Here is a 23,720-nt window from a genome sequence, read left to right as displayed (position 1 = left end):
CGTTCAGGCAGCATTGGTTTCAAGGTGGGGCAGCGCCACGGGATTCTGGTTCCGGGCGGAAAGCGCCTCGGCCTTGTCGATGGCGGCGCCAGCAACGGCGTCACCTATGACGACCATGACCGGACCGTTCAAATCTTCGCGCTGCTCAAGCGACGGCAGGTCGTTCAACGTGCCGTGGAACATGCGACGGTCGGTCCGGCCGGCATTTTCAATGACGGCAACCCCGGTATCGGCATGAAGACCAGCGGCGATCAGCCGTTCTGCGACCGAAGCTGCAACACTGCGGCCCATATAGACCGCGATCGTCGCGCCGGAGATGGCAAGGCGGGCCCAATCCGGCAGGACTTCGCCGGTCATGTCGTGGCCCGTCGTGAAGACGAGCGAGGAGGCAACGCCGCGCAAGGTCAAAGGCAGTTGCATATCGGCAGCCGCGGCGAAGGCCGAGGTGATGCCGGGAACGATCTCGAAGGAAATTCCGGCATCGCGAAGCGCGGCCATCTCTTCGCCGGCGCGACCGTAGACGAGCGGATCGCCTGACTTCAGCCGCACGACGCGCTTGCCTTCGCGGCCGAGCGCGACGAGCAGATCATTGATTTCGCCCTGGCTCTTCGAATGGCAGCCCTTTCGCTTGCCGACCGAAATGCGCGCGGCGTCGCGGCGGCCCATGCCGACAACCGCGTCCGGCACCAGCGCGTCATAAATGATGACATCAGCTTCCATGAGGACGCGATGAGCCCGCAACGTCAGCAGATCCTCTGCGCCCGGGCCCGCGCCAACCAGCCAGACATAGCCTTGGCTCGCTTCCTGGTTGCCCAGCAGCGCGGTCGCCGCCGCATGTGCGCCGTCAAGATCATTGTTGTAGACATTGCTTGCCACATCACCGGAAAAAAACGACCGCCAGAACAAACGGCGAGGCAAGCCCTTCCTGACCAGCCGTTCGACCGCGGGGCGATAGGCGTTGGCGAGGCGCGCAAGATCGCCAAGGCGGGGCGAGAACGCCGCATCGATGCGGGCGCGGATCATCTGGGTAAGAACGGGACCGGTGCCTTCCGAACCTATGGCGATTGCGAGCGGCGCGCGGTTGACGATGGCAGGCGTGAAGAAATCGCAAAGGTCCGGACGGTCGACGACGTTGACTGGAATGTGCTGGCGGCGCGCTTCGGCGGCAATCTCTCGATCCTGGTCTTCATCGCCGGTAGCGATGAAGACCAGTTTTGCACCGGTCAGTTGCTTGGGAGCAAATTTTTCCGCGACGTGTTCATATCCGCCATCGCGCAGGAAGGCCGCGAGTTCCGGTTCGGGGGCATCGGCGACAATACGGATTACCGCATTCGTCTGATCGAGCAGGCGCGCCTTGTTGAAAGCCTCTTCGCCATTGCCCACGACCACAAGCACTTCATTCCGCACGCGGAAAAAGGCTGGAAAGACAGAAAGCTGGGTCTTGCTGATGGACATGAATGCGATAATCCCAATGGTTGCAGGGATTATCCATGAAAGGTCAGCGGTTTATAAGGAACAGAAATGCGCCGAAACCGGAGGCGGAGCATGGAATTTCTGAAAAACCGGGGGCTTGCAGATTCTCGTTCTATCAATCCAACAGCACGCGGCCCCGCCCACCTAAGGGTGTAACAAAGCGGGCGCAAGTAGAACCAATACACGACCATGTTTATAGTGTTAATCGAAAAATGCAAGTACCCTTTTAAGTAGAACTTCGCGCAGCCGACTTTGCCATCTCGGCGATCGCAGCCATGAAATCTCAACGCTCTGAGCGGCGTCGCGATGGAACCAATCTGGAACCAGCCATCGTACACTGGGCAAATTGCAGCTGACCCTCAGCTTGTAAAGATTGCCGGCACATGTACAGGCCAGCGCCAGGGCAGGATCGCCACAAGATCGAACCGCACGGACAGCAAAGCCTGATCCGGTTGGCGCGCCAGCCATTGGTCGGCTGCCGCTTCGATGCGGCGCTGCGCGAGGACGTTTACCGAGTCCATCGCCTGGTCGAGCCGTGCCCGTGCCTTCACCTCGATAATGGCGACGATATTGCCGCGCCGGGCAATCAGATCGATCTCGCCGACCTTGGTGCGGTAGCGGCGGGTGACTATGCGATAGCCCTTCAGCATGAGGGCGAGCGCGGCGAGCCGCTCGGCGGAATGGCCGCGGCGGTATGCCTTGTGCCTGCCGCCCCGCTCGCTCATTTCATCGCCAGCAACCGTTGATAAAGTTCGCCCTTGGGCCGCCCGGTCATGCGCGCCGCCTCACCGGCCGCCTTTGCCGGCGACATTTCGAGGACGAGCGCCCGCAGCAACGCGTCGACATCTTCGTCCGAGCGGGGGATATTCGCATCCTCGACGGGAGAGCCGACCACGAGAACAACCTCGCCGCGAATACGATCCTCGTCCGCGAACGTCTCAGCCAGCTGCTTCAGCGGCAGGGTCACAACGGTCTCATAGGTCTTGGTCAACTCGCGGCAGAGGGAAGCCGGGCGTTCCGCGCCGAATATATCGGCCATATCCGCAAGCGTCGCGGCAGCACGGTTGGGCGATTCGAAGAAAACCAGTGCCGCATCGAGCGCCTTGAGTTCCGCCAGCCGGGCACGGCGCTGTCCCTGTTTCGACGATAAAAAGCCGGCAAAGTAAAATGAGTCCTTGAAGAGGCCCGATGCCGTCAGCGCCGCGAGGACAGATGAGGCTCCGGGGATGGGCACCACCCTGATACCGGCCGCCTTGGCCTCCGGCACCAGCCTGCCGCCGGGATCGGCGACGAGTGGCGTTCCCGCATCGGAGACGAGCGCAACGCTCTTTCCGGCAAGCAATGCCTCGATCAGTTTAGGGCCGGCGATTTCGGCATTGTGCTCGTGATAGGCGAAAGGGCGGCGTGAAATGCCATAGCGCTCCAACAGGACGCGGCTCACCCGGGTATCCTCGCAGGCAATGATGTCGGCGGCGGCAAGGGTTTCAATGCCGCGGATCGTCATATCGCCGAGATTGCCGATGGGCGTCGCCACGATGTAGAGCGCCGGCTCCAGCGGGCGAGCCCGGAAACTAGCGCTGCCGATCTGATAATGCCGGTCGCCGGTTTCAGCTTCGGACAATGTTTTTCCCCTCAAGCCGCGAGATCTGCGATGACCGCATTGAGAACGATCGCGCCCTGCGGGGTCGTGCGTATGCGGCTATTGCCGACATACTCGATAAGCCCCTGCTCGGCGAGGGAAATTACCCGCTTCTCCTTGACGCTGTGCCCGGTAAGGCGTTCGTAGCGCGCAAGGTCGATCCCCTCGACAAGCCTCAGGCCCATGAGCAGGAATTCGTCGCCTTCCTGCTCGCGATCAAGACGCTCTTCCTCGATAATGCCGTGTCCCGCTGCCTCGACCTTTTCGACCCAGGTTTCAGGATGGCGCTCGGTGATCGTCACGGCGCGGATATTGTCCTCGACAAAGCGCCCATGGGCGCCGGGTCCCACACCGACATATTCGCCGTAGCGCCAGTAGACGAGATTGTGCTGCGACTCGGCGCCGGGAATGGCATGATTGGAAATCTCGTAGGCCGGCAGGCCATGCTTTGCAGTCACATCCTGCGTTTCGGCATAGAGCGCGGCCGCATGATCGCCATCCGGCGTAACGAGCTTTCCTGCCTGCCAGAGATTGTAGAAGGGCGTGCCCTCTTCGATGGTCAATTGGTAAAGCGAGAGGTGATCGGCGGCAAAGGAGATGGCACGCACAAGTTCTTCACGCCATGCCTCGACGCTCTGGTCCGGCCGCGCATAGATGAGGTCGAAGGACAGCCGCGGGAAGATTTCCCGTGCAAGTCCGATCGCCGCAAGTGCCTCATCGACACTATGCATGCGGCCGAGGCGGCGCAGATCGGCATCATTGAATGCCTGCACGCCAAGCGAAACCCGGTTCACACCCGTGGCGCGATAGCCGCGAAACCGATCAGCCTCCACGCTGGTGGGGTTTGCTTCGAGGGTGATCTCGATGCCCTCTGGCACGTGCCAGTTCTGCGCGATCGCATCCAGAACCGAGCCGACCGTATCGGGGTGCATCAACGAGGGTGTCCCCCCGCCGAGAAATATGCTGGACACTGTGCGCTCGCCGGTGCGCTGGCGCATTGTCGCGAGCTCGCGGGCAAAGGCAGCGGCGAAGCGCTTCTGGTCGACCGGCTGATGCCGCACATGCGAATTGAAATCGCAATAGGGACACTTGGCCATGCAGAACGGCCAGTGCACATAGACGCCAAACCCGCTATCGCCCTTGTCGGGGTGCACTTTCGCGCGCCCTCCCTTAACCGCCAACGCGTGGGGGAGGTCGGACCGCAGGTCCCGGGCGGCAGGAATCACTGGCAAGGACGCCATCAGACCCGTCCCCCACCCCGTTGCAAAGCAACGACCCTCCCCACGAGGGGAAAGGGGAGCCAAACTACAAAACTCCGGCGTGTGATCGGATCGTTGCGGGTCATCCTGCGTCCAGACAATCCCTGGCGAAATGCTGGAAGGCACGGGCGCGGTGCGACAGCGCCTTTTCGTCGCCTGGCTTCCAGCCATGCTTCTGTTCAGCTGTCATCTCGCCGAAGGTCGCCTCGTAGCCTTCCGGCTTGAATACGGGATCGTAGCCGAAGCCAGCATTACCGCGCGGCGGCCAGACGATCTCGCCCTCGACTTCACCGCGATAGTAATTGGCCTCGCCGTCCGGCCAGGCGAGGCAGATGACGGAGACGAAACGCCCGCTGCGTTCGTCGGGGCTTGTCGCGCCCTTGTCCTGCAAGGCCTTTTCCACCTTTTCCATGCCGTGGCTGAAATCGCGCTTGCCATCGGGAAGTTCCGCCCAGTTCGCCGTGTAAACGCCGGGATCGCCGCCGAGCGCGTCGACGCAAAGGCCGGAATCATCGGAGAGCGCAACGAGACCGGTCGCCTTCGCCGCCGCATAGGCCTTGATATAGGCATTTTGCTCGAACGTGGTTCCGGTCTCATCCGGTTCCGGCAGCCCGAGATCGCCAGCGGAAACCACTTCGAAGCCAAATGGTCCCAGAAGGTCGATCATCTCATTGATCTTGCCCTGATTGTGACTTGCGACGAGCAATCTGCCCTTTTCGAGTTTTCTCATTCCAAATTCCATAATTTCGGTTCTGCGATTTCGATCGAGTTTCCGGCCGGATCGCGGAAATAGAGCGAGCGCGCGCCGTTCGGCCAATCGAACTCGCTTTCGATCTCGATGCCATTTGCCTCAAGATGGGTTTTCCATCCGGCGATTTCATCCCGTGTCGCCTTGAAACAGACGTGGCCCGGGCCTGTTGCCCCATGCGAGGGGATAGGCAGGCTGCCGGGCGGGCGCTCGTTGATCAGCACGGGATCGAACAGGATGAGGACACCGCTGCCGCAGCCAAAGAAGATGGACCGCTTCGGCGTCTCCAGTATGATTTCGAGCCCGAGAATGCCGGCATAGAAGTCCTTGGCGGCCGCAAGGTCCGTAACATAAAGCGCCGTTTCAAGGATACCGGATGGTCGCATGGTCTCGGCTTTTAGCTCACAGCCATCTGCTGCAGGTTGACCAGCCGCCCGATGCCGTTGCGGGCAAGGCTCATAAGGGCAAGCAGTTCTTCCTCAGAAAAGGGCTCGCCTTCGGCGGTTCCCTGCACTTCGACGATACCACCCTTGCCAGTCATGACAAAGTTCGCGTCCGTCTGTGCCGTCGAATCTTCCTGATAATCGAGGTCGATCACCGGCGTGCCATTGGAAATTCCGCATGAGATCGCCGCAACATGATCCTTCAGAACTTTTTCGACCTTGATCATCTGGCGCGCTTCCATCCAGCGCAGGCACTCGTGGAGAGCGACCCAACCGCCAGTGATGGCAGCCGTACGTGTGCCGCCATCGGCCTGGATAACGTCGCAGTCGACCGTGATCTGCACTTCGCCAAGCGCCTGGAGGTCTACGACCGCACGCAGCGAGCGGGCGATGAGGCGCTGGATTTCCAGGGTGCGGCCGCCCTGTTTGCCAGAGGATGCCTCGCGGCGCATCCGATCGCCGGTCGAGCGCGGCAACATGCCGTATTCGGCCGTTACCCAACCCTTGCCGGTGTTGCGCATCCAGCCTGGCACCTTTTCCTCAAGGCTCGCGGTGCACAAAACATGGGTGTCGCCGAATTTGACTAGGCACGAGCCCTCGGCATGCTTGGAAACGCCGCGTTCGAAGGAGATGGCGCGCATCTCGTCGGGGGCTCGCTTGGAAGGACGCATTGGAAAGACCTCTTTGAAAATCTGTGGTCCGGCCTTTTAGCCGTGATGGCAGATCGAAGCAAAGGCTTTGATGATTGCCCGGACAATGCTTATATCAGGGCTGTAACAAGCAGACATACGAGGCAAGATGAAACGGGCCGTGGTACCGGAGGCATATCAGTCGCTTGACCAGCGGTCGCGCGACATTTTCCGGCGCATCGTCGAGAGCTATCTCGGCGACGGCGAACCGGTCGGCTCGCGCAACCTTTCGCGGATTCTCCCCGTGTCGCTGTCGCCGGCGACGATCCGCAACGTCATGAGCGATCTCGAGCATCTCGGACTGGTCTATGCACCGCATATTTCGGCCGGACGCCTGCCGACGCAGCTCGGGCTGCGCTTCTTCGTCGACGCCTTCATGGAAGTCGGCGATCTTTCCGCCGCCGAGCGCAACTCGATCGAGGCACAGGTTCGTGCTTCAAGCGAAGACCAGTCGACTGAAACCGTGCTGACGCAGGCGAGCCAAATCCTCTCCGGCATGTCGCGCGGCGCCGGTCTTGTGCTTGCGACCAAGGCGGAAGGCGCGCTGAAACACATCGAGTTCGTACGCCTCGAACCGACCAAGGCCCTGGCCGTTCTCGTCAGCCAGAGCGGGGATATCGAAAATCGCGTTATCGATTTGCCCGTCGGCGTGACGCCCTCACAGCTCATCGAAGCTTCGAACTTTCTCAATGCGCATATCCAGGGCCGCACGATCAGCGAGGCGCGCCAGGAAATCGGTCGGCTCAAGGACGAGACCCAGCAGGCACTCGATGCCTTGTCGCAGCATCTGGTGCAACAGGGGCTCGCGGTCTGGGGCGGCGCAGGCAGCGGGCAGCCGCCGCGCCTGATCGTGCGCGGGCGCGGCAATCTTCTCGATTCGATCAACGCCGAGGCCGATCTCGACAGGCTGCGCCATCTCTTTGACGATCTCGAAACCAAGGAAGGAACGCTGCAGCTTCTTGACCTCGCCGAGGCGGGACCGGGCGTGCGCATCTTCATCGGGTCAGAAAACAAGCTGTTCTCGCTGTCGGGTTCGTCGCTGGTGATCGCGCCCTATCGGGACTCGGAGCAGCGCATCATCGGCGCCCTCGGCGTCATCGGCCCGACCCGGCTGAACTATGCCCGGATCGTGCCGATGGTCGACTATACCGCCCAGCTCGTATCCCGCCTTTTGCGATAAGACTTGATTTTCAAGAGCCGAACGTCGATATCCAGCGCAACTTCGAAAAATGAATGGACAGGATAGATGGCTGAAGACAAGAAACTTCACGACACCCCGGATCTCGATCAGCGCGACCTGAAGAATCCGCGCGATCGCGATGCGCTGAAGCGCGCTGCCGATGATTTTCTTAAATCGCGCAAGGCCGAGGAATATGCGCTTGCCGAGGAAGACCAGGAGCAGGCAACGACCGCCGAACTCGACGCGCTGCGCGCCGAAAATAGCGATCTGAAGGACCAGTTGCTGCGCCTTGCCGCAGATATGGAAAACCTGCGCAAGCGAACCGCGCGCGACGTCCATGACGCGCGCAGCTATTCGGTTGCGAACTTCGCCCGCGACATGCTTGCTGTTTCCGACAATCTGAAGCGCGCCATCGAAGCGGTTCCCGCCGACGCACTCGCAGGCGGCGATGCCGGCCTTAAGGGCCTCGTAGAGGGCGTCGAGATGACGGAACGCTCCATGCTCACCGCTATGGAACGCCACGGCGTCAAGAAAATCGAGCCGCAGGGCCAGAAGTTCGATCCGAATTTCCACCAAGCGATGTTCGAAATTCCGAATGCAGATGTTCCGCATAATACGGTGGTTCAGGTTGCGCAGGCCGGCTTTGTCATCGGCGACCGCGTGCTGCGGCCCGCCCTTGTCGGCGTGTCGCGGGGGGGACCCAAGCAGGCCGCCGGCGAAGCCCAGCCGGAACCCGGCCCGATCAATCCGCAGGCTGAAAAAGACGCCTGATCGGTCTTAACGACGTTCCAAGGAGCCGCATTTCCCTGACCGGAATGCGGCTCTTTTCATTTTCCGGTCATGCTCTATCGTGGGACAAAATAACGGCGAGGGGAAACTGCCGGTGACCATGATTCAGCTGTTCAACTATGCCGGTATTTTCCTTTTCGCCGCGACGGGAGCTCTGGCGGCCTCGCGGCGCCAGCTCGACATCATGGCCTTCATCTTTCTCGCCGCGGTCACCGGGATCGGCGGCGGGACGTTGCGCGACCTCATCCTCGGCGTACCCGTCTTCTGGGTGAAGGATCCGATGAGCCTCCTCGTCTGCGCCGCAGCGGCAATCCTGGTCTATTTCACCGCCAACCTGCTTGAATCACGCTATCGCGTTCTCCTTTGGCTCGATGCGGTCGGGCTTGCCGCCTACAGTGTGATGGGCGCGGCGAAGAGCCTTGCACTCGGCTTCGACTCGACCATTGCGGTGGTGACCGGCATCATGACGGCGACATTCGGCGGCATCCTCCGCGATATCATCTCGGGGGAGCCATCCGTGGTGATGCGCCGCGAAATTTATGTCACGGCGGCGCTCGCCGGCTCACTTGTCTATATCGTGCTGCACCGGCTTGCCGTCGGGACGGAGATTTCCGCGCTCGTCGCGGCGCTTGCCGCCTTCACGGTTCGAGGCGGCGCGCTCTATTTCGGCTGGTATCTGCCGACCTATCACAAGCCCGGCCGCAGTGCGGACGAGCTTGAGCGGGAAGGCTTGATCAGAGCAGCCCCGCCCGCTCCGCCGCGGCCTTCAGATTGATCTGCGGACGCGGACCGATCTGCTGGATGACAAGCCCCGCCGTCAGCGAGCCGAGGCGGGCGCAATCGGTCAGTGAGCGGCCGTTAGTGTAACCGAAGAGGAAACCCGCTGCATAAAGATCGCCCGCGCCTGTGGTATCGACCAGTTCCTCGATCTCGATGGCCGGGACCGCAACGGTCTCGTCGCCGGCAACGACGACAGAACCTTTTTCCGAGCGGGTGACGGCAGCGAGCTTGCAATCCCTGCGGATCAGTTCGAGGCCCTCCTCAAAGTTGTCCGTCTGGTACAGCGATTTCATTTCCGCCTCGTTGGCAAAAACGATATCGACCGTGCCGGAGCGCATCAGATCGAGGAACTCCTCGCGGTAGCGATCGACGCAGAACGGATCCGAGAGGGTCATCGAGACTTCCCGCTTGTGCTCATGAGCGATCTTTGCCGACAGGCGGATAGCTTCCTTGGCGCGCGGCGGATCCCAGAGATATCCCTCGAAATAGGTGACCTTGGCCTGGGAAACCTTGGAACTCTCGACATCCTCCGGCCCGAGCTCGATGCAGGCGCCGAGATAGGTGTTCATCGAGCGCTCGCCATCGGGCGTCACGAAAATCATCGAACGGGCGGTGGGCGGCGGGGAAGCCAACACACGCGTGTCGAAGGCGACCCCTTGCGAACGGATATCATGGGTAAAAACGTGGCCCAGCTGATCGTCCGCTACCTTGCCGAAATAGGCGGCGCGTCCGCCGAGGCTGGCAACCCCCGCCGCGGTATTGCCGGCGCTGCCGCCGGACGCCTCGATCGCGGGACCCATGCGCTCGTAGAGGAACTCGGCCCGATCGGCGTCGATCAGGTTCATTGCATTTTTGATAATGCCGTTCTTGATGATGAAATCGTCATCGGTGCGGGCAATGATATCGACAATGGCGTTGCCTATGCAAAGCACGTCATAAGTGGACATGGAAACTCCGGGATAGATCGCAAACCTGTTGGCGTTGTTTTGCCTGCTCTACCCCGTCGCGACAGAATTGACCACCCCCCACTTGGGCGAACACCTTGTCCGAAGGGTCAGTTGCGCTTATGTCGGATGCCTATGCCATGGAGCAAAATGCCCGATGATCGTCGAAAGCGCCCGCGCCGCCGCCAGTCACCTCTTCCGTCCGGAATTTCGCGCTGTCCTGTGGAAATCGCTGGGGCTGACATTGCTGCTGCTCGTCGGCGCATGGTTTGGGCTGCGCGAAATCTTCGAATGGCTCGCGCTCCCTTTTTTCGAAGGAATGATGCCGGATTTGCCATCCTGGACGGGCTGGATCGGCTTCATCGCCGGCCTCTTTGCCAGCATCGGGCTTGCATTGGGACTGGCGCTGCTGATTGCTCCAGTTACCGCAATCGTGGCCGGACTGTTTCTTGACGATGTTGCCGAGGTCGTCGAAAAAGAGGACTACCCTGGCGACCCGGCCGGAAAGCCGCTGCCTGCCATACGCTCGATGGTTCTTTCAATCCGCTTTTTTGGCGTCGTCATTCTCGGCAATATTGCCGCCCTGCTGATGTTGCTCATTCCCGGCGTCAACCTGATCGCATTCTTCATCGTCAATGGCTATCTGCTGGGCCGCGAGTTCTTCGAGTTCGCCGCGATGCGTTTTCGATCCGAAGCCGAAGCAAAGGCCTTGCGGGCGCAGAATGCCGGTACGGTCTTCCTCGCGGGCCTGCTCATCGCCGCATTTATGGCCGTGCCATTGCTCAACCTTCTGACGCCGCTCTTTGCCGCAGCGCTCATGGTGCACCTCCACAAAGCCGTCGCCCGTGCGGCACGGGCTGTACCTGTCAGATAGCCTGAGGCGGCAGTGGCACCAGCGGCGCCGGGATTTCCGAGGTCTTTTCCGCTGCCTTGCAGATATCGGCGATGACACAGGCCGGACATTCCGGCCTGCGCGCCTTGCACACGTATCGGCCGTGCAGGATCAGCCAGTGATGCGCATGATAGAGATATTCCGACGGAATGATCTTCATCAGCTTCGCTTCCACCTCGTCCGGGGTCTTGCCGGGCGCAAGGCCAAGGCGGTTGCCGAGGCGGAAGATGTGCGTGTCCACCGCCATCGTAGCCTGGCCGAACGCCATGCTGAGGACGACATTGGCAGTCTTGCGCCCAACCCCCGGCAGCTTGACCAGTTCGTCACGATCGTCGGGAACGACGCTGCCATATTTTTCGACCAGTGCTTGCGATAGCGCGATGACATTCTTGGCCTTGTTGCGCCACAGTCCGATCGTTCGAATATATTCGCCAAGCCTCTCTACCCCGAGGGCCACCATCTTTTCGGGCGTATCGGCGACCTTGAAGAGCGCGCGCGTCGCCTTGTTTACGCCGACATCCGTTGCCTGCGCCGAAAGCGCCACGGCAACAAGCAGGGTGAACGGATTGACGTGTTCGAGTTCCCCCTTCGGCTCCGGCCGCTGGATCGAAAACCGGCGAAATATCTCGTGGATCTCCGCCGCCGTGTAGCGCGTACCCGGAACACGCCGCTCTACCTTGGCGGGCCTGGCGGTCACAGCGTTCTGATCGATTTTCGGCTTGGGATTTTCCATGACCCCTCTATACTTGAGCCCCATGAGCCAAACAACAAACCCGATTGACCCGGCCGCGATCAACGAAGAAGAAATCTTCCGTGCGCTTCTTGTGCCACATCGATCGCTTGGCCGTTTCGGATTTATTGTTCTTATGGGAACGCTTGGGGTCAGCAGTTTTATGACCGGCCTTTTCTTTCTGTCGATCGGCGCCTGGCCGGTATTCGGCTTTTTCGGGCTGGACGTCGTCATCGTCTACGTGGCGTTCCGCATCAACTACGCTGCAGCGAAAGCACACGAAGAAGTCAGCATTTCGCGCGTTGCCCTGCACATCCGTCAGGTCGCGCCTTCGGGACGGGCAAAGCAGCACGAATTCAACCCTTACTGGACGCGCTTCAGCATTGCCCGTCATGCCGAGATCGGCATTACCTCGATGCGCGTCGAGGGACAGGGCAAGGCCGTCATCATCGGCTCGTTCCTCAATCCCGACGACCGCGAAAGCTTTGCCTCGGCCTTTCAGACAGCGCTTGCGACGGCGAAGGGACGCTGATCTTTCCAACTAGTCGAGCCGTCAAGAATCGGGTGGCGGCGACGGCAGGTGCGTGGTCATATATCCTCGACACAAGAGGTAAACGCTCATGAAACCGCACGCCATACTTCAAAAAGACATCACTCCGACCGGCGACGATTATGCCATCGTCAGCCACATCATCGAACGCATCAGCAAGGATTATCGCGACCAGCCTTCGCTTGAGACCCTGGCGCGCGACACCGGCCTTTCGCCGACGGCGCTGCAGAAGCTCTTTACGCGCTGGGCCGGGCTCTCACCGAAAGGTTTCCTGCAGGCGGTAACGATCGATCATGCGCGCAGGCTGCTCGATGAAGGCATGCCGCTGCTCGAAACTGCCTATGAGACCGGACTTTCCGGCCCTGGCCGGCTGCATGATCTCTTCGTTACCCATGAAGGCATGTCGCCGGGAGACTATAAGAGCCGCGGCGCAGGCTTGACGATCCGATATGGCTTTCTCATATCGCCGTTCGGACTGGCGCTCATCATGGTGACCGATCGCGGTCTTGCCGGCCTCGCCTTTGCCGACGCCGGCAAGGAGCGAGAAGCGCTCGCCGACATGTCCTCGCGCTGGCCAAACGCCACCTATGTCGAGGATCTGGCCGCCACAGCCCCCTATGCCGGGCGGATTTTCAATCCGGCGGAATGGCGCGCCGACCGGCCATTGAAAGTCGTGACGATCGGCACCGATTTTCAGCTGCGAGTCTGGGAAGCGCTGCTCAAGATTCCGATGGGCAAATGCGTCGCCTACTCTGATATCGCCGCTGACATCGGCTCGCCCAACGCCTCGCGCGCCGTCGGTGCGGCGATCGGCGCCAACCCTGTCTCCTTCGTTGTTCCCTGCCACCGGGCTGTCGGAAAGTCGGGAGCCTTGACCGGATATCATTGGGGCCTCACCCGCAAGCGCGCCATTCTCGGCTGGGAAGCAGGGCAGCTCGCACAGGATACGCCGCACAGCCAGGCAGGCTGAGAACCGTCTTCTCCCAAGACCGCCAGAAAGCCCGGCCGCGTGCCGGGCTTTTGCGTTGAAACTTATCGCAACGTGGCCCTTGACCTTCCAGTCACTGGAAAGATTACCTTTCGTGCATTACTTAGTTGAAGACGGAAAGCAGGACCATGAAGCACGAGCACGCGAACCACCAGCACGACGGCCATAATTGCTGCGGCGGACATCGATCCGCAGCAGCCGAGGTCGTTCGCGATCCGGTATGCGGGATGGTCGTGGATCCTGACGCGGGCAAGCCAACCGCCGAACATGGCGGGCGCGTTTTCCATTTCTGTTCGGCAGGCTGCGAGGCGAAGTTCGTCAAGGATTCGGAAGCCTATATCGAGGCGACGGATCCGGTCTGCGGCATGAAAGTCGACCGGGCCACCGCCAAGCATTTCCTTCGCCAGGAAGGCGAGAAATACTACTTCTGTTCGGCGGGCTGCATGGCGAAGTTCGAGAAAGCCCCGGAGGATTATCTCGGCGGCCGCCCCCTGCCGAAGCCTATGCCCGCCGGAACGCAATATACGTGCCCGATGCACCCCGAGGTCGTTCGGGACGGTCCCGGCGCCTGCCCGATCTGCGGCATGGCCCTCGAACCTATGGGCATACCGACCGGCGACGAAGGCCCCAATCCGGAGCTCGTCGATTTCACCCGCCGCTTCTGGATCAGCGCCCTCTGTTCGGTGCCGCTGCTCGTCATCACCATGGGGCCGATGCTCGGTGTCCCGTTCCGCGACTGGCTTGGCGAACGCCTCGCCGTATGGATCGAGTTTGCGCTGGCGACGCCGGTCGTCGTCTGGGCGGCTATCCCCTTTTTCGAGCGCGCCTTTGCCTCATTCGTCAATCGAAGCCCTAACATGTGGACGCTAATCGCCATCGGCGTTGGCGCGGCCTACGCGTTCAGTGTCGTCGCGATGCTGTTTCCGGATATTTTCCCGCATTCCTTCCGTGGCCATGGCGGCATGGTTCCGGTCTATTTTGAAGCCGCCGCGGTGATCGTTGCCCTCGTCTTTCTCGGCCAGGTGCTGGAGCTCAAGGCGCGCGAACGAACCGGCTCGGCAATTCGCGCCCTGCTCGACCTTGCGCCGAAGACAGCACGTCGCGTCGGCGTGGACGGTGCAGAGATGGACGTTCCGCTCGACGAGGTCGCGGTGGGCGACAAGCTGCGGGTTCGTCCGGGCGAAAGCATTCCGGTCGACGGCATCGTGCTCGAGGGCCGCACCTCGATCGACGAATCCATGATTACGGGCGAACCGCTGCCGGTTGAGAAAGCCGAGCATGACCAGATCACGGGCGGGACGCTCAATCGCAACGGTACGCTGCTCATCGAGGCCGAGAAGGTCGGCGCGGATACGGTGCTGTCGCAGATCGTCGGCATGGTGGCGTCGGCGCAGCGTTCGCGCGCGCCGATACAGGGCCTCGCCGACCGGGTTGCGAGCTATTTCGTTCCGACTGTCGTGCTCGTCGCCATTCTGGCATTCGCCGCCTGGGCGTTTCTCGGCCCCGAGCCGAGCATGATCCACGGCCTTGTCGCGGCGGTCTCCGTGCTCATCATTGCCTGCCCCTGCGCGCTTGGTCTGGCAACGCCGATGTCGATCATGACGGCAACGGGACGCGGCGCCCATGCAGGCGTTCTCATCAAGGATGCTGAAGCGCTCGAACGCTTTGCCGGCGTCGATACGCTGATCGTCGACAAGACCGGCACGCTGACCGAAGGCAAGCCACGGTTGACCGATCTCATCGCGCAGCCGCCTTTCAATGACGGCGAACTCCTGGCACTCGCCGCAGGCCTCGAAAAAGGTTCCGAGCATCCGTTGGCCGAAGCCATCGTCGACGGCGCCAGGGATCGCGGCCTCGCAGTCCCTGACGCAACCGGTTTCGAAGCCGTCACCGGCAAGGGCGTTACCGGTATTGTCGGCGGACGCAACGTTGCGCTCGGCAACCGCGCCATGATGCAGGATGCCGACGCCGATGTTCTGCCGCTTCAGGATCGCGCCGATGCGTTGCGCGCCGCAGGCAAGAGCGCACTGTTCATCGCCGTTGACGGCAAGGCCGCCGGCATTGTTGCCGTTGCCGATCCGATCAAGGCGACCAGCGCTGAGGCGATTCGCCTGCTGCACGCTGCGGGTCTGAAGATCATCATGGCGACAGGCGACAACGCCGTGACCGCTCGGGCCGTGGCTTCGCAGCTTGGCATCGATGAGGTGCGCGCCGATATGCTGCCCGAGAGCAAGAAAGCGCTGGTGGATGAACTGCGTCATGGCGGCGCCAGGGTTGCGATGGCTGGCGATGGCATCAACGATGCGCCCGCCCTTGCCGCAGCCGATGTCGGCATCGCCATGGGGACGGGCGCCGACGTTGCCATGGAGAGCGCGGGCATAACCCTCGTCAAGGGCGACCTCAACGGCATCGTGCGCGCGCGTCATTTGGCCGAGGCGACGCTTCGCAACATCAAGCAGAACCTCTTCTTCGCCTTCATCTACAACGTGCTCGGCGTGCCGGTCGCGGCGGGCGTGCTCTATCCGGTCTTTGGCCTTCTGCTTTCGCCGATGCTTGCCGCCGCGGCAATGAGCCTTTCGTCGGTTTCGGTCATTGCCAACGCGCTGCGCTTGCGCACCGTCAAACTGTGAGGTTGCCATGAATATCGGGACCGCTTCCGACAAATCCGGCCTGCCGCCCAAGACGATCCGTTATTACGAGGATATCGGCTTGCTGAAGCCCGGGCGTGCGGAAAATGGCTACCGCGACTATTCCATGTCCGATGTGCACAAGCTGCGCTTCCTGCAGCGCTCGCGCGGCCTTGGATTTTCCGTCGAGGAATGCCGACAGCTTCTTGCGCTCTACGAGGACAAGGAGCGCGCCAGCGCCGACGTAAAGGCAATCGCGCAATCGAAACTCGGCGAGATCGAACGTAAGATCCTGGAACTGCGCGAGTTGAAGCAAACGCTGCAACATCTGGTCGCCCATTGTCACGGGGACCAGCGGCCAGACTGCCCTATTCTCGAGACGATCTCAGGAAGGAACTGACAGAAGGTCAGACAAGCGTCGAAACAACATCGGCAGAAATGCGCAGTTCGCGCATCGGCCGGACCACTGCCGTCGTCTCGCTATAGATCGGATGCGCCTTGTAAGCCGCCAGCGCTTCGGCATCCTTGAACTCGCCATAGACAACGACATCGATCTCGCCGGAGATCGGATCCGTCTTCGTGTTCTGCATCACTTCGAACACATTTGAATGCGGAATTTCGCCGAGGCGCTTGAGGCCCTCGACAATTGCTCCCACGTCTTCCTTGTTCCGGGCACTGAAAAACACAATATGACGGATCACGGCTAGGCTTCCTGCTGCATAGTTTGCGCGGGACTTTCCACACTCGGCCGGTTGCGTCAATAGATGTGCTGTCGCAGCCCAGCCGATCCACGCCTTGGCTTTTCCGACGAAGCTGGGGTAAACGTTCTGGCCTGTCCCTGAGATTTGAGTATGGGCCGCATAAAACAGCTTGAGGCATCCATGGCCGATTACGGTCAAAAAAACAGACCCGATCCCGACAGACTTCTGCAACTTGCGACGCGCGAAACGCGCGGCAAGCTCACGGTGTTTCTCGGCGCGGCACCCGGTGTCGGCAAAACCTACGCCATGTTGCAGCGCGCCCGCCGCCTCAAGGAAGAGGGCGAGGATATCGTCGTCGGCATTGCCGAAACCCATGGACGCGCCGAGACCGCCGAATTGCTCAAGGGGCTGGACGTTATCCCGCGCAAGGAAGTGACCTATCGCGAGCGGCTCCTCGAGGAATTCGATATCGATGCAGCCATCGCGCGCAAGCCGAAAGTGCTCATTGTCGATGAGCTCGCCCATACCAACGTTCCCGGCAGCCGCCACCCTAAGCGTCATCAGGATGTCGAGGAACTGCTCTGGCTCGGCATTGACGTCTGGACAGCCATGAACGTCCAGCATCTCGAAAGCGTATCCGATATCGTATCGAGCATTACAGGCGTCACGGTGCGGGAGATTGTACCCGATACGGTGTTGAAACGCGCCGACGATGTCCTTCTCGTTGACCTGCCCCCGGCGGAACTGATCGAACGCCTGAAAGAGGGCAAGATCTATCTGCCCGGCAATGCGGAGCGGGCGGCAGAAGGCTTCTTCAAGCCTGCAAATCTCACTGCCCTGCGCGAGCTTGCGTTGCGGCGTACTGCCGATCGCGTCGACGATCAGATGATCGATATCCTGCGCCAGCAGGCGATCGAAGGTCCGTGGGCAACGGGCGAGCGCCTCCTCGTCTGTGTCGGCCCCGACAGTCTATCCGACAAGGTTGTGCGCACGGCCAGTCGCCTCGCTTCCGGTCTCAATGCGCGTTGGCTTGTCGTTTCGATGACGCAGACCAGCGATCTCGGCGGCGAGACCGGCAAGCGCATCGACGCCCTGCTCGATCTTGCCGAACGCCTCGGCGCAGAAACACGGCGCGTCATCGCCGACGACTTCGTCGAGGAAATCTTCCGCATTGCCCGACGTGAGAATGTCACGCAGATCGTTGTTGGCCGTCCCAAGCCAAGGCGGCTCGCCAATCCGTTCCGCCGGTCCCTGCCTGATGAAATCATCAAACGCTTTACCGATGTCGGCGTTCATATCGTCACCGGCGAAGAACAGGACGTTTCCTATGCGCCGCCCAGACTGCGCAAGCGCTCGCCGCTGGAACTTGCCCTCGCCGTTGGCGTGCCCGTGGCAACGACGGGTGCGACGACACTGCTCGGCCTGACGGCCAGCAATGTCGTACATCCGCAGAATCTGTCGATGGTATTCCTCGTTGCCGTCATCCTTTCCGGCATGATCTGCGGGCGTCTTTCGGCCGTGATCGCGGCTGGCCTTGCCTTTGTCTTCTATAATTTCTTCTTTCTCGAACCGATACACGATCTCAGCATCGCCAAGCCGCACCAGCTGCTGTCGCTGATCATATTCCTCGCCGTCGCGCTGATGATCGGCGACCTCACCGGCCGTTTGCGCGAACAGGTGGGCCGCTCTCGCCAACAGGCGAAGAACACGCAGGCACTTTACGAATTTTCGCGCAAGCTCTCGGGCACGGCGCGGCTTGACGACGTGCTTTTCTCGACGGCGACGCACTTGCACGCGACTTTCGGGACGAGCGCAGCCATCCTGCTTCCGGACGAGGGCGAATTGAGCGTGCAGGCGGCCTGGCCGCCGGATTCAAACCTCGATGGCACCGACATGACCGCGGCGCGCTGGGCTTTTGAGAAGAACGAGCGGGCTGGCCACGACACCGCGACCTTGCCGCAGATCGGGTGGGAATTCCTGCCCATCCTCACCTCGCATGGCGTTGCGGGGGTTATTGGTCTCCAAATGGACGACCGCGACGTTCTGACCGAGGAGGATGACCGCATGCTGACAGCGATCCTCGATCAGGCGGCCATTGCCATCGATCGCGCACAACTTGTTAAGGAAAACGCGAAGACGACCGCCCTGCAGGAGAGTGAACAATTGCATACGGCCCTGTTTTCATCGCTTTCCCATGACCTCAAGACGCCACTTGCCTCGATCACCGGTGCGATCACGACCCTGCGCCAGCTCGGCGATCGCATAAAGCAGGAGAGCCGGGATGACCTTCTGCTTTCGATTGAGGAAGAGGCCGGACGCCTTACACGTTCCGTCGCCAATCTCTTCGACATGACCCGTATCGAGGCCGGCACCCTGAAGATCAGGAACGTGCCGGTCGATGCGTCGGAGGTCATCACCGCCTCGATCGAGCGCATAAAGAAGCTCAAGCCCGATATTGTCGTCGATATCAGTGTCGCCCCCGACCTGCCGATGGTCAAAGGCGATGCCGCGATGCTCGGGCAAGTCCTGTTCAATCTCCTCGACAATGCAGCGAAATATGCCGGCGACGGCCCGGTTACGATCTATGCGCGCCAGGACGACAGCGCGGTGGCCATCAGCGTCACCGACCAGGGCAAGGGTATTCCGCCCAAGGATCTCGACAAGATTTTCGACAAGTTCTATCGCCGTACCAAGGGCGATGGCCGCGCACCCGGAACCGGCCTCGGGCTTTCGATCGCGCGCGGCTTCGTCGAGTCGATGGGCGGGACGATCAAGGCGGAAAGCCCTGCCGTGCGCAAGCGTGGCACCAGATTCATCATCCGCCTGCCCGTCGTCAATCCAGCGGGAGCGCAGGAATGAACCAGCATCGCATCCTCGTTGTCGACGATGAGCCGCAAATACAGCGGTTCCTGCATCCGGCACTGACGGCGTCGGGTTACGAGGTCATTCAGGCGGCGACCGGCGGCGAGGCGGAGCGCCTGGTTGCAACGAGCGCGCCGGACCTCGTCATCCTCGACCTTGGCCTGCCGGACAAGGACGGCAAGGACGTCATCGCGACTGTGCGCGCATTTTCCGATGTTCCGATCATTGTGCTTTCGGCACGCGACCGCGAGGCGGAAAAGATTGCCGCGCTCGATCTCGGCGCCAATGACTATGTGGAAAAGCCCTTCGGCATCGGCGAACTTTTAGCACGCATCCGCACCAGCCTGCGCCGTCAGGTGGCCGGGGCGAGCGTTCCCTCGCGCTTCGAGGTGAATGGTCTCGTCGTGGATACCGCAAAGCGCATCGTGACGCGCAACGATCAGGAAGTGCACCTGACGCGCAAGGAGTACCAGTTGCTGGTCCACCTTGTGCTCCATGCGGGCATGGTCGTGACCCATCGCCAGTTGCTCGCTTCCGTCTGGGGAGCGGCCCATGTCGAGGATCTGCAATATTTGCGTGTGTTCGTCGGGCAGTTGCGGGCAAAGATCGAAGACGATGCGAACAACCCGCAGTTCATTCGCACCGAGCCCGGCGTGGGCTACCGCTTCATCGCCGAGTGATCAACCGAGCGTCGAGTTGTAGGCGCCGCCGTCAAGCAGGAGATTCTGGCCGACGATGAAGCCGGAATACTGGCTGCAAAGGAATGCCGCGGCCGCGCCGAATTCCTCAGCCGTGCCATAGCGTCCTGCGGGATTGTCGGCATAGGCTTCTTTCCGCGCTTCCTCGATCGATATGCCCTTTTCCTTGGCGGAGCGCTCGATGAAACCCTTGGTTCGGTCGGTGTCATGCGATCCGGGCAGGAGATTGTTGATGATAACGCCATGGCGCGCGACCTGACGTGACGTTCCCGCGACAAAGCCGGTGAGGCCGCTGCGTGCGGCGTTGGAAAGCCCGAGCTGCGCGATCGGTGACTTGACGGAACCCGAGGTGATGTTGACCACACGTCCCCATTTGCGCTCGATCATACCCGGCAAAATCGCCTTCATGAGCAGGATCGGCGTCAGCATGTTGTTGTTGATCGCCTTCAGCCACTCTTCTTCGCCCCAGTCGGACCAGACGCCGGGAGGCGGACCGCCGGCATTGTTGATAAGGATGTCAGGCTGCGGTTCCGCCTGAAGCAAGGCTTGCCGCCCGGCCTCCATGGTGACGTCCTCCGCCACGATCTGAACCTTGACGCCGTACTTGCCCGCTATCGCATCCGCAGTCGCCTTGAGCGTCGACTCGGTGCGCGCATTCAAAGTCAGATCGACACCCGCCTCAGCAAGCTTTTCTGCTACGCCGCGCCCCAGCCCCTTCGAGCTCGCACAGACGATAGCGCGCCTGCCCTTGATACCAAGATCCATCTCATCCTCGCCGATTCTTTTCCGGGCACTGGTTATCGACAATTCTTGGCCGCTTTGACAAGCTCTGGTTGATCAAATCAGCGGCAGATCCGGGAAATGCAGCAATGACCACTTTCGGCGCGACAGTCCTTTGGGAAAAACAGGACAGCGAACCCTTCACCGACAACAAGTATAGCCGTGCCCATGTCTGGCAGTTCGATGGCGGCGCCGAAGTTCCGGCTTCGTCGTCGCCCCACATTGTCCGCGTTCCCTTCTCCGAGCCCGCGAATGTCGACCCCGAAGAAGCCTTCGTTGCATCGCTGGCGAGCTGCCACATGCTGTTCTTTCTTTCGATTGCAGCGAAGAAAGGCTTTGTTGTGCGCCAGTATCGTGACGCTGCAGAGGGCGAACTTGCCAAGAATGAAGGTGGCCGGCTTTATGTGAGCCGGGTTACGTTGAAACCGGGCATAACCTACGTTGGCGCGGCCCCAGATCGCGACACCGAAGCCGGCATACATCACGAAGCCCACGAACAATGCTTCATCGCCAATTCCGTGCTCACGCACGTCGTGGTCGAAGCCGTCGAAGGCGCCAGGGAGGAACAAGACGATGCATGAACTGAGGATTAGCGACGCGGTCAACAGGAATTGTCCCTGGTCGGGCGATCCGATCAAGGAGGATAGCCTCACTCTCTACAAGGGCGCGGTCGTTGGCTTTTGCAACCCCGGCTGCCGCGACAAGTTCGAAAAGGCGGTCAACCATTTCGAAGCGGCGCTGGCCCGCGTGGCGCACGCGAATCCTTAGAACCGGACTTGCTTTAACAACACCCGCCTGATTTTCCGACGACTCCGCCGATTGACAGCCCGCTCATATTGCGATACTTAAGTATATGCTTAACAAACAGGACAAGCTCGATCTCATGTTTCAGGCGCTCGCGGATCCGTCCCGGCGCAGCATGATCGAGCGGTTGAGCAAGGGACCAGCCTCGGTCAGCGAACTCGCCAAGCCCCTCACAATGTCGCTGCCGGCCGTGGTGCAGCATTTGCAGGTTCTCGAAGCGAGCGGGCTGGTGCGATCTGAGAAGGTCGGGCGCGTGCGCACCTGCCGTGTCGACTGGGTGGCACTGCAGACGGCCGAGGACTGGATGATGGATCGGCGCAGGACGTGGGAACTGCGCCTCGACAGGCTCGGCGATTTCCTCGCCGATCAAACAAAGGGATAAAAGCATGACCAAGCGATCCGTGACGCATGATACTTTTACTCTCGAGCGCAGCTATCCGGCCGCGCCAGCCCGGGTGTTCTTCGCATTGAGCGACCCGCAAGCGAAAGCAAAATGGTTCAAGGGCCCCGAGGAATGGGGGCCGGCACAGCACCAGATAGATTTCAGGGTCGGCGGACGCGAAGTCAGCATTGGCGGCCCCAAGGAAGGACCGCAGCACCGCTTCGATGCGATCTACCAGGATATCGTGCCGGACCAGCGCATTATCTACACATACGAGATGCATCTTGACGGCAAGCGCATCTCCGTTTCGCTGGCAACGCTCGAACTGAAGCCGGAGGGCACCGGAACGCGGCTGGTCCTGACTGAACAGGGCGCCTTCCTAGACGAGTTCGACGATCCGGCCGTGCGCCGGGGTGGGATGGACTCGCTGCTGGACGCACTCGGCGCATCCCTTGAAGCCGTGCCAGCAAACGCCTGAGCGAAATCACTAACCGTTGCCGGGTCCGGCGCCATCGCCGGATCCGGCAACCACTGTCTGATTGAGGGTTTTGATCCGCCCCTGACGCTTCAGCTGTTGTTCGCGGAAGAAGATGAAGAGGCCGGAAGCCACGATGAAGCCCGACCCGATCAACATCGACATGCGCGGAACGTCACCGAACACCAGCCAGCCGAAGACAATTGCCCAGAACAGCAACGTATACTGCAGCGGCGCTACGGTTGCCGCGTCCGCGAGCTTGAGAGCACGGTTGACAAGGACATGGGCGAGCATGGCGACGACGCCGAGAAGGCCGAGGAGCAGCAGATCGCGCAAGCTCACCGGCTTCCAGTCGAACACGATGGCAACCAGCCCCGCTGCACCGGCACCGACGATCTGCCAGAAAACCAACGTCGTATCAGGTGTCCCGCGCAAGGATCGGCCAAGCAGCAGCATGAAGGCAAACGCCACGCTACCGAAAATCGAGATGATTGCCTGTGGTGTCAAAGCCTGGGACGACGGTTCAAGTGCGATAACCACGCCGACAAAGCCGATGACGATGGCGCTCCAGCGACGCCAGCCGACGGGCTCCTTCAGGATGAAGGGCGAGACCGCGGCCACATAGATGGGCGCCGCCAGCCAGTAGGTCATCACGTCGGCAAGCGGCAGGTAGACCACGGCGAAATAGAAGGCGAAGACCTCCACGGTCGAGAGAACCGCGCGCAGCAACTGCAGGCGCGGGCGATCGACGTGAAACAGCTTCTCCGGTCCGTTGAACCAGATGAACGGCGCCAGGATGATGAGCGCGGCGACGCTGCGGATGAAAACCACTTGGCCGACCGAATAGGTCGATACCAGCCATTTGCCCATCACATCGTTGAGGGAAAACATAAGCATGCCAAGCAGCATCAAAACGACGCCGTTGCGGGCTGCAGGCGATGCGGATGCGTGAATATGGGTATCCGATGGAGCGGACATTCGGTTCTATCCTGGGGAGATTTTTGATCCGGCTGGTTTGCGCTATTTTTCTTGGCCAATCCAGCCCAAACAACCAAAAGCCCACCTGTGGCGCAAAAATAAGCAGATTTAGCGCAACCAATTGCAATGTCAGCCATAATCTCGACTTGAATATGTCCTTTTAGGGAAGACAGCCTGTCTGGGGAAGCGTTCATAAACATTTAAATCGGATGCTCGTGTGCATCAATAAAGTGGTCATTAACCAATAAATCGGATAGTCCAGCTATTCGGTGCTTTGGAAAACGGTCAGGATTGGAACGATATTGTCTA

Annotated in this window: 26 protein-coding genes; 14 read left to right on the top strand and 12 right to left on the bottom strand. The window is 60.9% G+C overall.

The window, feature by feature from the left end:
* Positions 1-3 precede the first annotated feature (3 nt).
* From cysG to rph, 7 genes are all read right to left on the bottom strand, one after another.
* The gene (cysG, locus tag AC1DNI_RS01675) at positions 4-1,455 is read right to left on the bottom strand and encodes a siroheme synthase CysG (protein WP_477690586.1); all 1,452 of its coding nucleotides are present in this window, start codon (positions 1,453-1,455) and stop codon (positions 4-6) included.
* Positions 1,456-1,832: 377 nt separating this feature from the next.
* Positions 1,833-2,198: a YraN family protein gene (locus tag AC1DNI_RS01670; protein ID WP_477690585.1), complete on the bottom strand. Its 366-nt coding sequence runs from the start codon at positions 2,196-2,198 to the stop codon at positions 1,833-1,835.
* On the bottom strand, positions 2,195-3,094 hold the full coding sequence (rsmI, locus tag AC1DNI_RS01665) for a 16S rRNA (cytidine(1402)-2'-O)-methyltransferase (RefSeq protein WP_477690584.1): 900 nt from the start codon (positions 3,092-3,094) through the stop codon (positions 2,195-2,197). The genes AC1DNI_RS01670 and rsmI overlap by 4 nt, the downstream gene beginning before the upstream one ends.
* Before the next feature lie 11 nt (positions 3,095-3,105).
* A complete protein-coding gene (gene hemW, locus AC1DNI_RS01660; protein WP_477691457.1) occupies positions 3,106-4,266 on the bottom strand; it encodes a radical SAM family heme chaperone HemW in 1,161 nt (386 codons plus the stop codon).
* Positions 4,267-4,453: 187 nt separating this feature from the next.
* Positions 4,454-5,101 (bottom strand): RdgB/HAM1 family non-canonical purine NTP pyrophosphatase, encoded by a 648-nt coding sequence (gene rdgB / locus AC1DNI_RS01655; protein WP_477690583.1) that lies wholly within the window; start codon positions 5,099-5,101, stop codon positions 4,454-4,456.
* Positions 5,098-5,505, bottom strand: a complete 408-nt coding sequence (locus AC1DNI_RS01650) for a VOC family protein (protein ID WP_477690582.1) — start codon at positions 5,503-5,505, stop codon at positions 5,098-5,100. Before AC1DNI_RS01650 ends, rdgB begins: the two co-directional genes overlap by 4 nt.
* An 11-nt stretch (positions 5,506-5,516) precedes the next feature.
* Positions 5,517-6,233, bottom strand: coding sequence for a ribonuclease PH (gene rph / locus AC1DNI_RS01645; protein ID WP_113279869.1), 717 nt, complete (start codon positions 6,231-6,233; stop codon positions 5,517-5,519).
* Between the two features lie 127 nt (positions 6,234-6,360).
* Here rph and hrcA point away from each other — a divergent pair, with 127 nt between their 5' ends.
* The 3 genes from hrcA to AC1DNI_RS01630 all read left to right on the top strand — a co-directional run bounded on the left by hrcA (position 6,361) and on the right by AC1DNI_RS01630 (position 8,995).
* Positions 6,361-7,431 carry a heat-inducible transcriptional repressor HrcA gene (gene hrcA, locus AC1DNI_RS01640; RefSeq protein WP_091920566.1) on the top strand — a complete coding sequence of 357 codons (1,071 nt, stop codon included), beginning with the start codon at positions 6,361-6,363 and terminating at the stop codon, positions 7,429-7,431.
* 66 nt (positions 7,432-7,497) lie between these two features.
* Positions 7,498-8,202 (top strand): nucleotide exchange factor GrpE, encoded by a 705-nt coding sequence (gene grpE / locus AC1DNI_RS01635; protein ID WP_477690581.1) that lies wholly within the window; start codon positions 7,498-7,500, stop codon positions 8,200-8,202.
* A gap of 112 nt (positions 8,203-8,314) precedes the next feature.
* Positions 8,315-8,995, top strand: coding sequence for a trimeric intracellular cation channel family protein (locus tag AC1DNI_RS01630; RefSeq protein WP_477690580.1), 681 nt, complete (start codon positions 8,315-8,317; stop codon positions 8,993-8,995).
* Here the strand turns inward: AC1DNI_RS01630 and AC1DNI_RS01625 are convergent.
* Positions 8,955-9,947: an adenosine kinase gene (locus tag AC1DNI_RS01625; protein ID WP_091920569.1), complete on the bottom strand. Its 993-nt coding sequence runs from the start codon at positions 9,945-9,947 to the stop codon at positions 8,955-8,957. The genes AC1DNI_RS01630 and AC1DNI_RS01625 overlap by 41 nt on opposite strands.
* Positions 9,948-10,101: 154 nt before the next feature.
* On the opposite strand from AC1DNI_RS01625, the gene AC1DNI_RS01620 reads away from it, so the two are divergent.
* On the top strand, positions 10,102-10,818 hold the full coding sequence (locus AC1DNI_RS01620; protein WP_477690579.1) for a sulfate transporter family protein: 717 nt from the start codon (positions 10,102-10,104) through the stop codon (positions 10,816-10,818).
* Here AC1DNI_RS01620 and nth read toward each other — a convergent pair.
* Positions 10,811-11,569 carry an endonuclease III gene (gene nth, locus AC1DNI_RS01615; RefSeq protein WP_477690578.1) on the bottom strand — a complete coding sequence of 253 codons (759 nt, stop codon included), beginning with the start codon at positions 11,567-11,569 and terminating at the stop codon, positions 10,811-10,813. The two genes, AC1DNI_RS01620 and nth, sit on opposite strands and share 8 nt — an antisense overlap.
* 22 nt (positions 11,570-11,591) lie before the next feature.
* Here nth and AC1DNI_RS01610 point away from each other — a divergent pair, with 22 nt between their 5' ends.
* The 4 genes from AC1DNI_RS01610 (at position 11,592) to cueR (ending at position 16,131) form a co-directional block, all read left to right on the top strand.
* The gene (locus AC1DNI_RS01610; protein WP_477690577.1) at positions 11,592-12,098 is read left to right on the top strand and encodes a DUF2244 domain-containing protein; all 507 of its coding nucleotides are present in this window, start codon (positions 11,592-11,594) and stop codon (positions 12,096-12,098) included.
* Positions 12,099-12,186: 88 nt separating this feature from the next.
* Positions 12,187-13,086 carry a methylated-DNA--[protein]-cysteine S-methyltransferase gene (locus AC1DNI_RS01605; protein ID WP_027230814.1) on the top strand — a complete coding sequence of 300 codons (900 nt, stop codon included), beginning with the start codon at positions 12,187-12,189 and terminating at the stop codon, positions 13,084-13,086.
* 146 nt (positions 13,087-13,232) lie between these two features.
* On the top strand, positions 13,233-15,734 hold the full coding sequence (locus tag AC1DNI_RS01600) for a heavy metal translocating P-type ATPase (RefSeq protein ID WP_477690576.1): 2,502 nt from the start codon (positions 13,233-13,235) through the stop codon (positions 15,732-15,734).
* A 7-nt stretch (positions 15,735-15,741) separates the two neighbouring features.
* A complete protein-coding gene (gene cueR / locus AC1DNI_RS01595; protein ID WP_477690575.1) occupies positions 15,742-16,131 on the top strand; it encodes a Cu(I)-responsive transcriptional regulator in 390 nt (129 codons plus the stop codon).
* A 7-nt stretch (positions 16,132-16,138) separates the two neighbouring features.
* On the opposite strand, the gene AC1DNI_RS01590 is transcribed toward cueR, so the two are convergent.
* Positions 16,139-16,432, bottom strand: a complete 294-nt coding sequence (locus AC1DNI_RS01590; protein WP_091947242.1) for a Dabb family protein — start codon at positions 16,430-16,432, stop codon at positions 16,139-16,141.
* Between the two features lie 150 nt (positions 16,433-16,582).
* Here AC1DNI_RS01590 and AC1DNI_RS01585 point away from each other — a divergent pair, with 150 nt between their 5' ends.
* Positions 16,583-19,291 (top strand): ATP-binding protein, encoded by a 2,709-nt coding sequence (locus tag AC1DNI_RS01585; RefSeq protein ID WP_477690574.1) that lies wholly within the window; start codon positions 16,583-16,585, stop codon positions 19,289-19,291.
* Positions 19,288-19,974, top strand: coding sequence for a response regulator (locus tag AC1DNI_RS01580; protein WP_477690573.1), 687 nt, complete (start codon positions 19,288-19,290; stop codon positions 19,972-19,974). The genes AC1DNI_RS01585 and AC1DNI_RS01580 overlap by 4 nt, the downstream gene beginning before the upstream one ends.
* On the opposite strand, the gene AC1DNI_RS01575 is transcribed toward AC1DNI_RS01580, so the two are convergent.
* Positions 19,975-20,757 carry an SDR family oxidoreductase gene (locus AC1DNI_RS01575; RefSeq protein ID WP_477690572.1) on the bottom strand — a complete coding sequence of 261 codons (783 nt, stop codon included), beginning with the start codon at positions 20,755-20,757 and terminating at the stop codon, positions 19,975-19,977. It abuts the gene before it with no gap.
* Positions 20,758-20,861: 104 nt separating this feature from the next.
* Here AC1DNI_RS01575 and AC1DNI_RS01570 point away from each other — a divergent pair, with 104 nt between their 5' ends.
* The 4 genes from AC1DNI_RS01570 (at position 20,862) to AC1DNI_RS01555 (ending at position 22,436) form a co-directional block, all read left to right on the top strand.
* Positions 20,862-21,353 (top strand): OsmC family protein, encoded by a 492-nt coding sequence (locus tag AC1DNI_RS01570; RefSeq protein ID WP_477690571.1) that lies wholly within the window; start codon positions 20,862-20,864, stop codon positions 21,351-21,353.
* The gene (locus AC1DNI_RS01565) at positions 21,346-21,540 is read left to right on the top strand and encodes an eL24 family ribosomal protein (RefSeq protein WP_036813545.1); all 195 of its coding nucleotides are present in this window, start codon (positions 21,346-21,348) and stop codon (positions 21,538-21,540) included. The genes AC1DNI_RS01570 and AC1DNI_RS01565 overlap by 8 nt, the downstream gene beginning before the upstream one ends.
* 85 nt (positions 21,541-21,625) lie before the next feature.
* Positions 21,626-21,958: an ArsR/SmtB family transcription factor gene (locus AC1DNI_RS01560; RefSeq protein WP_027230823.1), complete on the top strand. Its 333-nt coding sequence runs from the start codon at positions 21,626-21,628 to the stop codon at positions 21,956-21,958.
* A 4-nt stretch (positions 21,959-21,962) separates the two neighbouring features.
* Positions 21,963-22,436 (top strand): SRPBCC family protein, encoded by a 474-nt coding sequence (locus tag AC1DNI_RS01555; RefSeq protein ID WP_027230824.1) that lies wholly within the window; start codon positions 21,963-21,965, stop codon positions 22,434-22,436.
* A 9-nt stretch (positions 22,437-22,445) separates the two neighbouring features.
* Here the strand turns inward: AC1DNI_RS01555 and AC1DNI_RS01550 are convergent, their stop codons facing one another.
* Positions 22,446-23,411, bottom strand: coding sequence for a DMT family transporter (locus AC1DNI_RS01550; RefSeq protein ID WP_477690570.1), 966 nt, complete (start codon positions 23,409-23,411; stop codon positions 22,446-22,448).
* Between the last annotated feature and the right edge of the window lie 309 nt (positions 23,412-23,720).

The sequence above is a fragment of the Phyllobacterium sp. 01N428 genome (genome assembly GCF_056399405.1).
The sequence above is the reverse complement of the archived record's forward strand: the minus strand, read 5'-3'. Positions and strand labels throughout refer to the sequence as shown.